The sequence below is a fragment of the Sphingorhabdus lacus genome, from assembly GCF_009768975.1.
Taxonomy (GTDB): Bacteria; Pseudomonadota; Alphaproteobacteria; order Sphingomonadales; family Sphingomonadaceae; genus Sphingorhabdus_B; species Sphingorhabdus_B lacus.
The window spans coordinates 2,165,843-2,177,956 of sequence record NZ_CP035733.1 but is presented as its reverse complement, the minus strand read 5'-3'; the positions used below and the strand labels follow the sequence as shown (position 1 = coordinate 2,177,956).

Annotated in this window: 9 protein-coding genes; 4 read left to right on the top strand and 5 right to left on the bottom strand. The window is 54.7% G+C overall.

The genetic code is table 11. The annotated features are described in order from the left end of the window. The first annotated feature begins 97 nt into the window (after positions 1–97). A complete protein-coding gene (locus EUU25_RS10220; RefSeq protein ID WP_158900686.1) occupies positions 98–454 on the top strand; it encodes a hypothetical protein in 357 nt (118 codons plus the stop codon). Positions 455–469: 15 nt separating this feature from the next. Here the strand turns inward: EUU25_RS10220 and EUU25_RS16495 are convergent, their stop codons facing one another. From EUU25_RS16495 to EUU25_RS10205, 4 genes are all read right to left on the bottom strand, one after another. Next, the gene (locus EUU25_RS16495) at positions 470–619 is read right to left on the bottom strand and encodes a hypothetical protein (protein WP_187351266.1); all 150 of its coding nucleotides are present in this window, start codon (positions 617–619) and stop codon (positions 470–472) included. A 35-nt stretch (positions 620–654) separates the two neighbouring features. Beyond that, entirely contained in the window at positions 655–2,586 is a 1,932-nt protein-coding gene (locus tag EUU25_RS10215; RefSeq protein ID WP_158900684.1) for a S9 family peptidase, read from the bottom strand. Positions 2,587–2,821: 235 nt separating this feature from the next. After that, positions 2,822–5,416 carry a TonB-dependent receptor gene (locus EUU25_RS10210; protein ID WP_158900682.1) on the bottom strand — a complete coding sequence of 865 codons (2,595 nt, stop codon included), beginning with the start codon at positions 5,414–5,416 and terminating at the stop codon, positions 2,822–2,824. Between the two features lie 112 nt (positions 5,417–5,528). Continuing rightward, on the bottom strand, positions 5,529–6,587 hold the full coding sequence (locus EUU25_RS10205) for an AraC family transcriptional regulator (RefSeq protein ID WP_158900680.1): 1,059 nt from the start codon (positions 6,585–6,587) through the stop codon (positions 5,529–5,531). 136 nt (positions 6,588–6,723) lie between these two features. Between EUU25_RS10205 and EUU25_RS10200 the strand changes: the two genes are divergently transcribed. Next, on the top strand, positions 6,724–7,875 hold the full coding sequence (locus EUU25_RS10200; RefSeq protein ID WP_158900678.1) for a glutathione S-transferase family protein: 1,152 nt from the start codon (positions 6,724–6,726) through the stop codon (positions 7,873–7,875). Positions 7,876–7,951: 76 nt separating this feature from the next. Here the strand turns inward: EUU25_RS10200 and EUU25_RS10195 are convergent, their stop codons facing one another. Next, on the bottom strand, positions 7,952–8,554 hold the full coding sequence (locus tag EUU25_RS10195) for a Crp/Fnr family transcriptional regulator (RefSeq protein ID WP_246162997.1): 603 nt from the start codon (positions 8,552–8,554) through the stop codon (positions 7,952–7,954). A 181-nt stretch (positions 8,555–8,735) separates the two neighbouring features. On the opposite strand from EUU25_RS10195, the gene EUU25_RS10190 reads away from it, so the two are divergent. Further along, a complete protein-coding gene (locus EUU25_RS10190; RefSeq protein ID WP_158900674.1) occupies positions 8,736–10,169 on the top strand; it encodes a DUF1254 domain-containing protein in 1,434 nt (477 codons plus the stop codon). Beyond that, on the top strand, positions 10,166–12,064 hold the full coding sequence (locus tag EUU25_RS10185; protein ID WP_158900672.1) for a DUF3604 domain-containing protein: 1,899 nt from the start codon (positions 10,166–10,168) through the stop codon (positions 12,062–12,064). Before EUU25_RS10190 ends, EUU25_RS10185 begins: the two co-directional genes overlap by 4 nt. The last annotated feature ends 50 nt before the right edge of the window (positions 12,065–12,114 follow it).

Sequence of the window (12,114 nt, the reverse complement as noted above, 5' to 3'; positions counted from 1 at the left end):
GTGCATCCAAATCAAATCGGAAATCGTAACTGCATTTATCGTTACCTATCTGCGTGGCTAGCGTTAACGCAGCATGCAGCCGTTGAGGAGAATGTTGATGCGCGTTTTCGGTCTTTTTGTTTCAGCCTGCCTTTTGGCCACAGCCGCGTCCGCAAATGCGCCGCAATTGAGCGGTAACTGGACGGTCGATCTTTCATCGGAACCGGGCAAGCCGTACACCAAACCTATGGTTCTGGATCTGAAAGCCGATGGCAGCGTGCAGGGCAGCTTTTATGAAAGCACCATAGAAGGTGGCCGCTGGAAAAATGATCGCGGCAGAACCTGCGTCAGTTTCCGTACCACCGACGGTGTCGGGCCCTATCACAGCGCAGCTTGTCTGGTTGGCGACAAAGTTGAAGGTCAGACATGGGCCGAGCATCGCAACTTCTTGTTCAACTGGGTCGCGACGCGCTGAGGTGGTTTGAACCCGTCAGGGTTCGCTTTTTGCCTTAAAGCGACCAACAACCAATCCGAACGCAATACCTGAACATAGGCCGAGCGCGGTATTGCCGGTTGTCACGCCCATCCCCATGCCGAGAGCAATGCCTGCACCTAGGAACCGCTTGTCAATTTTCCCCATCTCATGCTCCTTCGCAATATCGCCGGAGTCCGCCTTCATTTCGGTTTCAGATATTTGTCGAACCATTCAACCGTACGGCGCAGAGAATCGATCTGGTTCTCCTTTTTCCGGAAACCATGCCCTTCGGCGGGATAGTAGACGGTTTCGACGATATTGCCCTTCGCCTTCAAAATGTCGTGCACCTCCTGCGCTTGCCCGCGCGGGACGCGGATATCGTTTTCGCCCTGAATGGTGAGCAGCGGCGCCTTGGCGTTTTTAATATAGGTCAATGGCGACGCACGGTCATAGCCTGCAGGATTTTCCTCGGGCGTGCCCATCAGGCTGCGCAAATACGCCTTCAAGACCTCGTCCATGTCGCGGTACATGGTACGCCAGTTGATAATGCCGAACCATTGCACACCGGCGGCAAACTCATCCGGTGTTTTGCCGACCGCCATCAGTGTCATAAAGCCGCCGTAGGATCCGCCGAAAATACCGACGCGTTTTGGGTCGACATAACCACTTTCGACCAAGAAATTCTTGGCCGCAACGGTATCCTTCAGATCACCGCCGCCCAGATCGTCATAATTGGCGGTTTGGAAGGTCTTGCCATAGCCTGTCGATCCCCGGAAATTGGGTGCAATGATGATATAACCCCGACTGGCGAGTGCCGCAGCGATATCATCGAAATAGTCCTCTGTCTTGCCGGTTGGCCCACCATGGGGAAGCACAATGGCCGGGTTGCTGCCGTCACGCTTTAGATTGGCCGGCATGGTCACCAGTGCGCTAATCAAAGTGCCGTCAAAGCTTTTGTAGGTGACCATTTCCGATTTCGCCAAAACTTCCGGCCGCAAACTAGCGACCGAAAGCTGCGTAAGAGGACGCACACTGTCATCCGCCAGATCGTAGCGATTAAGTTCGCCTGCCACATTAGCGCCCATATGGACAACCAGTAGCGAGCGCCCATCCGGAGAACGGGAATCATTCCCCGTGGAGAAGTTCAAACCGGCCGGAAGATTCATCTGAGTTTCCGTCCCTGTCGTCAGATCATAGCGCACTAACATCGTGCGCAGATCGTTGCTACTTTCAACAATCAGGGACTTACCATCATGGGTAAATCTGATGGCCTGCTGGTCCCACGGGATCGGCTTCAGCCACTTCCATTTTTTGGCGGCAATATTGTAAAGACCCGCCCTTGGACGTCCGATATCCGCATCGGTCGTGACGGCCAACCACTGGCCGTCGGCGCTGAGATCCTGGACGCGGTAGATGGTGTTTGCTTTCGACAGGACCGGTATTGCTTTCCCGCTCGCGATATCGATGCGCCAGATCTCGGTGCTGGTGGAATCAATTTTTTCGCGGTTCGCGAACAGGGTTTTGCCGCCATCTGCCCAAAGACGCGGGGACCACTCATATTGCGGATCGGTCTCGGCCGTCAGAGCCTTCACATTTCCCTGACTGTCAATTGTTGCGATATTGGATTGCGCTTCGCTCTTCTTCTTTACCGATAGAGCCATGAGCCCGTTGGACGGCCCAGGCACAAGTCCGCGTTCGCTCAAGGTCGGCGTATTGGTCACACGCTCGACAGCGCCGCCGCTCGTCGGGACGCGGTAAATATCATAATATTCGTCACCCCCATTGTCTTGGGTGAAGTAGATCCATTTGCCGTCCCGCGACGCCGCAAGGCCGCCTTGGGAATCGTCTGACTGGGTCATTTGCAACGGCCAACTGCCGTCGGCGTCGGTGCGCCAGATGTTGAACCGCCCCGTTAAATTGGTGGAAAGATAAACATGCTTTCCATCCGCACTCCATGTCGTGCTGCCCACCGAGCGTGAATTTCCGATATCGTCCAACGGGACCGCCCGCGCATCGGGATTGGCTGGCGAAGTAAGGCTTTTCGGATCGGTCACGGGCCTGTCCGGCGTGGCGATCTGAGCGGCAAGTGGAGATGTCGTGCAAAGCAGGACGGCGGCAATCAATAAGCGCATGGTAGTTCCTCCCGTTGTTCCCAATTGATATCGCGATTTACATCGAAGCTATAGGACAAAATAGACAGGTTTGACCGAAGGGTTGGGAGCGGTACCACATAAAAAAGGGACGCCACTCGCGAACGAAAATGGCGTCCAGTTTTGGCGGATTGAAAGGACGAGGAGAGAAGAAATTCCTTCCCTTTCAAATCCGCACCGAGTCATTCGAACTACTGTAAGTTCGGTCCTACACGCTTTAGAATTTCGCGCGTACGGTCAGGCCATACATACGCGGCTCTTCAACGAAACCGATGCGTGAGCGTGTGCCTGCACCGCCGCGAAGCGGGGTGTTGGCGGTCACACCGCGGGTGATCTCGTTGTTCAGATTGGTGCCCCACAATTCGAACGTAAACCGTTCGTCAGGTGTGGTCAGGCCAATACGCGCATTCATCTTGAAATAGGCATTCTGATAATCCAGCGGGATCGGCAGGTTGTTGGTATCCAAGGGAATGGTGCTGGTCCGGCGGCGATCCGAATAGTTGATGTTGCCGTTGATCAGCAGCCCCCAGCCGGAGCTGTTGAGCGGTCCATCATATGTCAGGCCGACTACACCGGCGAATTTGGGTGCGTTGGTGAGTGTCGATCCACAAAGACGGTTAACCGAAGCAAGCGCCGCCGCAACGACGCCTACATTGCAGTCTTTGGGGTAGCGTGCATTGGCATAGGTCGCTGACACATTCGCCGAGATATGATCGCTCAGCTTCCCAAATAGTTCGAGTTCGGCACCTGTTGACCGCGCCGAATTAACGTTAAACGTGAGGAACTGGACACCAGTGAATTCAAGAACCTGGAAATCGCTCATCTTCATGTCGAATAGGGCCAGGTTGGCTTTGATCGTGCCGAACAATGTTGCCTTCACACCGATTTCGATCTGGTTGACTTTTTCCGACTTAAAGCTGGGGTCAGCATAGACTGGTGCCACGATCACCGGCGTTGGTGTTGTCGCCAAACCGGCCAGAATGGCAGCCGAGTTCTGCAGCGTTGCCGATTGCGGATCGAGGTTGAAGCCACCCGATTTAAAGCCATGGCTGTATCCAGCATAGAAGAGCAGATCTTCATTCGGCTTATATCCAACCTGCGCGGTGTAGGTGATCTCGTCATCCTTGAATGTATCGGACCATACGCGTGGCAATGGCAGCAGACGGCTGGCCAATCCGCCACCCAATGCAGCCGGTGCCGTCAGATTAACCGAGGTTGCAAAGGGGAAGCAGTTGATCCCGATGAGACCTGCGCGCAGCGGCGCGGGAACGGTTCCTGCCAAAACGCCATTAACACTCGCTTGGCAAGCACTGGCTCCGGCACCGGTTGTGGCACCAAGTTGGTTGAAGGATGCGTCCTTGTTTTCCTTCACATAGCGTGCGCCCAAAGTGAGGCTCAGTTGGTCCGTGATGTTGAACACGTTGTGCGTGAAAATAGACCAGCTCTTTGCATCCTGCAAAAAGCGGTTTTCGGCATAATTGCCATTGGCGTTAACAGGAACACCCAAATTGCCTAATGCCGTCAGCGCAAACAACGGGTTTACGCCAGCCGCGCTTCCAAAGTTGAAAGCGCCACCTGTACGTTGGAAATCCGCATTCAAAGTCATGGTCTGGTCGGCACGAATGCTCTCGTCGCCGTAGAAACCACCGATCAACCAATCCAGCTTGTCGTTAAATGCCGTGCCCTGAAGGCGCAGCTCGTGCGTCATGGTCTTGATATGGTCGCCCGAGGGCAAGATACCGGGACGCGAAGTCGTTGCTCCATTGCCTACGGTGTAGGTATCGTTGGCGGTGAAGCCACCCGTCGTCGTCGAGCTGGAGTCAAATTTGCGATAGGAACCGATATAGGTCAGCTTGGCACCGCCCAGATCCCATTTCAATTCGCCTGAAAAGCCCCATTGCTTCGAACCGTTCAAATAGGTTCCCGCATTAACAGAAAGATTGTTCAGCGCACTCATGCCCGATTGGTCGACGCCGTCGCTGGCGAGGCCGTGAAAAGCCGAAAAAGGAGCGAGTTCTGTCTCGCGAACAATCACTGCCTGGCAGCATTGTTCATCGGTTTTTGCATAGTCGGCGAGAAGACGGATGCTCACATCGGCATTCGGCTCAATGTAAAGCTGACCGCGTAGCATATAACGGTCGCGATCGTTGCTTTCGATGCCGCCGGGTGTTTTTAGGTAGCCGTCACGCTTGCGCCATGTGCCGGAAAGCCGGACGCCTGCAACATCCTGTGCAATCGGAACGCTTACGCCTGCTTGCACATTCATGAAGTTGTAGTTGCCATAGCTGGCATTCACAAAGCCTTCGAAATCGGACAGGCTAGGGCGCTTCGTTGTGACGTTAAGCGCACCTGCCGAAGTATTGCGGCCAAACAATGTGCCTTGCGGCCCGCGCAGAATTTCGAGGCGCTCAAGGTCGACCAAATCGCCAAGCGCAACGCCGGGACGTGATTGATAGACGCCGTCGATGAAGACGCCGACCGAGCTTTCCAAACCGGTATTGTTGCCCGTGGTGCCAACACCGCGGATCTTGATGGAGGTGCCTTGCGTTTCAGTCTGCGAGGACTGGATGTTGAAACTCGGCGAAATAGAAGCCAGGTTCTTAATGTCGTTAATGCCCTGACGTTCAAGTGCCTCAGGCGCGACTGCGGTAACAGCCAATGGAATGTCCTGGACATCCATGGCGCGCAATGTCGCCGTAACAATGATGGGTTCCTCACCGGAATCGCTTTCGGCACTTTCCGTCTGCGCAAACACGGGTGTTGCGGCTATCACGGCAAGCGTCGAGACGGCCAAAAATCCTAACTTCTTCATGATCTCTCTCCCTCGATTTGCGGTTCGTTGACCGCCATTTGTCGGGAGCTTTGAGTTTTTATCAGATTCCCGACATTATCGATGTTAGCGATGTCGCAATCATAAACTTGACTTAGTGCGCCAAACTTCCGGCGCCCCGTTTGCGGTCCGGTTTTTGGGACGCAGCTAACAGCGAAATGGAGGCCCCGTCTTTGATGGCGCGGGGCGATTGGCCGTACCAACGGACGACCGCGCGCGACAAGGCGCTTGTTTCAGAAAACTGCAGAATCTCGGCAATTTCCGTAACTTTCAACCGCGACTCTTGTAGGTAGGAAAGTGCAAGATCGGCACGGACGGCATCGATTATCTCCGCAAGACTTGTCCCGTCTTCAGCAAGCTTGCGCTGCAATGTCCGGCGCGACATGCCCAACAGAGTGGCCGCTTTGGATAGGTGGATTGTCTCATGCGCCATGAAAGCGCGGACAATTGTTTCCACAGCAGCGGTGACGGTGCCGGGCGTTGCTTCGCGAAGAACATTATATTGCGCCGCCAGTTCGCCATGCACCTGCATGCTGCGTACACAAGTCGGCTGCGCCAAGTCTTCGTGATTAATGAAAATCGAATTTCGATCGGCGTTGTAATGAATTGTTTTACCCAGAAACTGCCGGTGCTGGGTGCTGTTCTCGGGCGGGGCATGTCTGAACGTGATATATTCCGGTTCCCATCCGGGAATATGACGACGCATCTCCTTCACCAGGATTCCGAAACCAAGCTCGGTAATGTGCAGGTGTGGCAAACCGGTGCCAGCGGCAAGCTCGTAATTGACCTCTATTCCTCCCTTTGTTTCAACGAGAGCGATCAACGCGCCCATCGTAAATACAGGGAAATAGGCGGCAAGATCCTGAAGAGACTCCCTGATCGTATCCGCACTTTCGAGCAGCAGAGCCAGCGACCCCAGAACGGAAAAACCCTGATATTGCGAAAGCATCAAGCCGAAGGATTCGCATTCCAGTGTCTCCGCGGCAAGCGCCAGAAAGCGTGCTAATCCAGCAACTTCAATCAATTTGGCCGGTTCGAGATTTTCGCTTATGTCCAGTTCGGCGGCCGCCGAAAGCGCCGCCCAGTCACCACCGAGTTTCGCGACCAAATCAGGCGCGCCAAAAAGAGCTGAGCTCGACACCCATTTGGCCATATTTCCCTCCCCATTAGGTAAGAGCAAACAGTGAATGGCGCGCGATGTCAAGTTCCCTCAAAACCGCGCAGTATGAAGGGTAGGGCAGGCGTCTTTAACGAAAGCCAACAGATAAAATCAGGGGTAGGCGGGGATTATGACAGGTACATATATAATTTGGGGAACCCCGCATTCGCTCTACACAGGTAAGGTGCGATCTTATCTGATCAAAAAGCGCGTGTCCTTCAGGGAAATCATGGCGTCCGACGCCCGCTTCCTATCGGATGTTACGGAAAGGGTTGGTCACAGGGTAATTCCCGTGATGGAAACGCCGGAGGGAGAGCTTGTTCAAGATACCACGGCCATCATCGATCTGGTAGAATCCCGCGAAACAGGGCCCCACTTCACGCCACCCGGTCCCGTCCAGAAGTTCGTAGCGCATCTCGTCGATGCATTCGGGTCGAATTATATGATGCCATTGGCGATGCATTACCGATGGTCCTATCGCGAAAAGCAGGAGTTATTCTTGCGCACTGAATTCGCGCGGGCAGTACCGCCGATGGAGCATGAACAACGGCTGGAAACAGCCGGTAAGCTTATGACGCGCTTTTCGGGATTTCTTCCCGGCCTTGGCGTAACCCCCGCTGTTATTCCTGCGATGGAAGCAAGCTACGTAGAACTGCTTGATGCTTTGGAGCAGCATTTTCGGCTCCACCCCTATTTGCTGGGCGGGCGACCCAGCCTTGCCGACTTTGGCATGATGGCGCCGCTTTACGCACATTTGGGACGTGACCCTGTGCCGGCGTATCTGATGAAGACGACGGCACCCTCTGTCTTTCGATGGACCGAGCGGATGAACAGTCCCGAGATTATTGACGGGGAATATGCCGGATATTCCGACAGCTTTCCAACCGACGACCATATCCCCCCAACGCTTGAAGCCATCCTCGCCATCATATTTGCTCATTGGACGCCGGGTTTTACGGCAGATACGGCCTGCTTCAACGCATGGGTGAATGACCACTCCAACCCCGCGCCCGGTACGCTGGTTTCGTATAATGACAGCCGAAGTGTCCATCCCACTGTGGGATGGATACGCTACCCATGGCGTGATGTTGTAATGGAGCGTGCAAGCAATCCCCACTCGCTATGGCACTTCAGCCGCGCCCAGACACTCGCCGATGGACTCTCGGGCGCTGATGCTAATCGGCTTGACCAACTTCTGGACCGCACCGGGGGGCGGGCGATGTTGGCATCAAGAACCGAACGTGCGCTTACACGAAAGGACAATGTGCTCGTTCTCGCATAGTCACCAAACTAACTCGTTTGCTTTGCACCAGCCCTCATAATAAGGTTGCACTCGTTGATGCGGCGGGCATCTCGTTTTACTCGACTGTGACAGGATTTAGTTCCCGTTTGAAAATCGGTGTGCATTCGAGAAATCTGAAATTCCGCTTTAGCAATTTGTTTCTTTCAAGCTGACCGAGTATCTTGTTGGTCGCCTGCCGTGATGCTCCGAGCATGGAAGCGAATTCGGTCTGCGTAATGTCAAGACGCATATTGTTTTCGCTCGGATCGTTTGCATCCACGCACAATCTTTTGAGACAGACGACCGCCCGTTGATGCAAGTCCATGAGACATAGCTCTTCGATTGCTGCAAGCGCTGCTCGAAGATTTTGTGTCGCCACGGTCGCGAGTGCTTTGTCAATTTCGGGATACACACCGCGTAATTGTTCCAAGCGTGCTGCAGGAATGAAGTCGGTTGAAAGCAAACTGCGCGCCTCGACCGCAATAGGAGCCGGTTTGCCATCATAAGCGACGATCTCCCCGAATAACTCATTTTCGCGCACGATTTTAAGGAGCAGTCGCTTGCCGTTTGCACCATCAATCTGGAACAAAGCCGACCCGGAACGGATCAAATAGAGCCCGCCGGGTTTTTCGGTACGATTGTAGATTAATGCGCCGCGGGGAAATGCGCGAGATTGCATGGCCATTTGCAGCGCCGTTCGTGCATCGAGCGGCAATTGGTCGATCCAATTCGGAACCCTCACAAAAACCCCTTCTCCAATTGTCATCTAGATGACATCTGGTTTCTCGCATTTGCTTTAAGAAGAATCAAGTTCGAGCGGTTCAGCGATAAGCACAGCCGGAATTTGGGAGAGATTCTGCATGAAGCATTTCCGTTTGACCTTGCTTGCTTTCGTGGGTTTGACCTGCATGCAGACGGGCCCTGCAGTCGCGCAAAGGCCCGTGGACAATGCATCCGAAGCCAAGCTGACGGAAGATTGGCGGGAAACCTACGCCTACACTGTGGGCATGCAGGCGGTGATTTACGGGTTCCCCGCCGTGAAGAATATCAATGTGCGTTACGGTATGATCGAGAAGCCTAACGGGCAAGCCGACATGCCACTTAACACCTGGTTCCATTCGCGACGTGCGTCTGATGCGACCGATAAGGTTCACAGTTCGGTTACGCCGGATCTTCTTTATTCGGCGGCTTGGTTTGATGTCCGCAAGGAACCGGTGGTGCTCACGGTCCCTGCTTCGCCGGATCTGTATTACAGTGTCCAGTTCATGGAAATGTATTCGGACATTTTCGCCTATCTCGGGACACGGGCTACGGGCGGAAGAGCAGGCAAACATCTGCTTGTCCGCGATGACTGGCAGGGTGAGATACCCGCCGGTATCGATTCCGTTATCCGCGCGCCCAATGCTGCAGGATTATTGTTACTGCGCACGGCAATCGTCGACCGCAAAGCGCTAATGGCCTCGCACAAGGTGCAAGACGGCGTTGCGATCGCGCCGCTTTCCAAATGGTTGCGCGGCGACACAGCGCCTGAAACGGACCGTGACGTAATTGATCCAGCGCCACCAAGCAGCGCGCTGCCCTTTTTTGCCAACCTAAACCGCGCCATGACGGAAAGCCCCCCTCCTGCCAAAGATGCAGCATTTGTGGCAATGATGGCCAGTGTAGGAATTGGACCGGGGCAATCGACAGACTTTTCGGCACTTCATCCGGCCACCCTTAAAGGGCTGCAGCGCGCAATGGTTGATGGCTTGGCGTTTCTGAAGCAAGTCTCTGTCGCGGGCGGAAGCACAAAGTTTGTCAATCACTGGGCATACGGAAATAAGGCATGGGGGCGTACGGCTGAAACGCATGATTTGCTCACGCGCGCCGCAACGCAGAGCCTGTCCGGAATGCAAGAACATCATATCGAGGAAGTGGTGAAGTTGCGCGCACATCACGACGGTGAAGGTCAACTGCTCGATGGCAGCACAGGCCGATACACCGTCCGCTTCGAACCGGGCCAGATTCCGAAGGCAAAGACTTTTTGGTCGATTGTGGTTTATGACGAACAATATGATCTGATTGACAATCCGCTTGGCCGTTATTCGCGGGGCAGTGTGGACCGCGACATGAAATATGATGCGGATGGTGGGCTGACCCTTTTGGTGCAGGCCGATACTCCGCCCAAGAAGATGATCGGAAACTGGCTTCCCATACCAAAGAGCAAGTTCAACCTATTTTTGCGGTCCTATTTGCCGGGTCAGGATTTGATTGACCAAAGCTATGTGCCACCCCCTGTAAGGAAGATGCCATGAAGCGGTCTTTACTGTTTTCCGCTTCCGCCGCTACCGCGTTGATCGCGGTGCCATTGCTTAATCAGCCTGCCAACATGTCGGCCGAGGCTTCGCCCATTAACGGGTCCGAAAAGCCAGTTACGCCCAGCCCTTATCCAGAACGCCCACTTTTCGGTGATACGCACCTCCATACAACCAACAGTTTTGATGCTTTTGGCGCAGGGAACCGCCTGTCGCCCAATGAAGCCCTGCGCTTTGCACGAGGCGAGGAAATCATCAGCTCGAGCGGAATACAGGCCAAGCTTTCACGTCCGCTCGATTTCCTCGTCATCGCTGACCATAGCGATGCAATTGGCGTCACCACCGATCTCTACAATACGGCCGAGGCCGATCTGAACGATCCAGTTCTGAAGCGCTGGCGCAACCTGATGCATGGCGACCGTAATCAGGCCTATCTCGTTACCCGGGAAATCATCGCAGCATTCCAGTCCGGAAAGATTCCGCAGGAACTGATACGGCCCGACCGTGTGACGGCAATGACGCGCCGTATCTGGGATGCACAGATTGACTCTGTCGAACGTTATAACGAACCCGGAAAGTTCACCGCGCTGCATGGTTTCGAGTTTTCTCTTTCGATTAAAGGCAATTCGCTCCACCGCAATGTCATCTTGCGCGACGGAGCGGATAAGGCACGCAGCGTTCTTCCTTTTCCCTCACAAGGGACCAAGGGACCAGAGCCACTGTGGGATTATATGGAGGCTTACGAACGGGCGAGCGGCGGCAAAATGCTGGCGATCCCGCATAACCCCAATCTTTCGAACGGCATATTCTTTGCCCTGACCGGCCAGGATGGCGGCCCAATGACAGCCGAACAGGCCCGCCGCCGCGCTGCCTTTGAACCCGTGATCGAAGTCACGCAGATTAAGGGCGATAGTGAAAGCCATTCGCTTCTTTCGCGCAACGATGAATTTGCGGATTATGGCGATGCCGGATGGGAGAATGGCAATGCGCCGTTGTCGCAGCTTAAAAAGCCCGAGATGTTTGGTGGCGAATATGCGCGTGAAGCGTTGAAGCGCGGGTTGCTGATTGAGCAGCGTACGGGGGTCAACCCTTATGCTTTTGGCATGATCGGTTCGACAGACTCACACACGGGGCTTTCGACCGCAGACGAAAATAATTTCTTCGGCAAATTCTCGAACGACGAACCTGGTGCCGGCCGAATGAACACCGTCGTCAACCCCGGCATCGCTGAATCGCGCATTGGCTATCACTATCTCGCGGGCGGGCTCGCCGCCGTTTGGGCAACGGCCAACACACGCGAGGCGATATTCGATGCCCTGTTGCGCCGCGAAGTTTACGCCACCACCGGCCCGCGCATGTCGGTCCGAATGTTTGCCGGCTGGAGTTTTTCATCGTCCCTATTTACAGGGGACTGGGTAAAAGCGGCTTATTCCAAAGGCGTCCCCATGGGCGGTAATTTGAGCGCTGGAAAAGGCACACCAAGCTTTGTTGTGCAGGCCTTGAAGGACCCGATCGGGGCTAATCTGGACCGGATACAGATCGTCAAGGGATGGGTCGACGCCAAAGGTTTGGCACAGGAAAAAATCTATGACGTCGTCTGGAGCGCGCCAAAGAAACGCAAGATCGCAAAGGGCAGGCTGACACCTGTGGGCGACACCGTCGATCTCGCGACTGCAAGCTATAGCAACAGCATTGGCGCGCCTGAACTCCGCACAGTCTGGCGCGATCCTGACTTCACGAAGGGCCAAAAGGCATTCTACTACGCCCGCGTGCTAGAAATACCGACGCCACGCTGGACCGCCTATGACGCGGTGCGCTTCAAGGCAAAGCCGTCGGCGGGCGCCAAACTCAAGGATCAGGAGCGGGCCTACACCTCGCCTATTTGGGTCGGCTGACCCGCAGAGAGAAGCTTTAGATAGCAGCCCCTATTACGATAGAGAGTAAC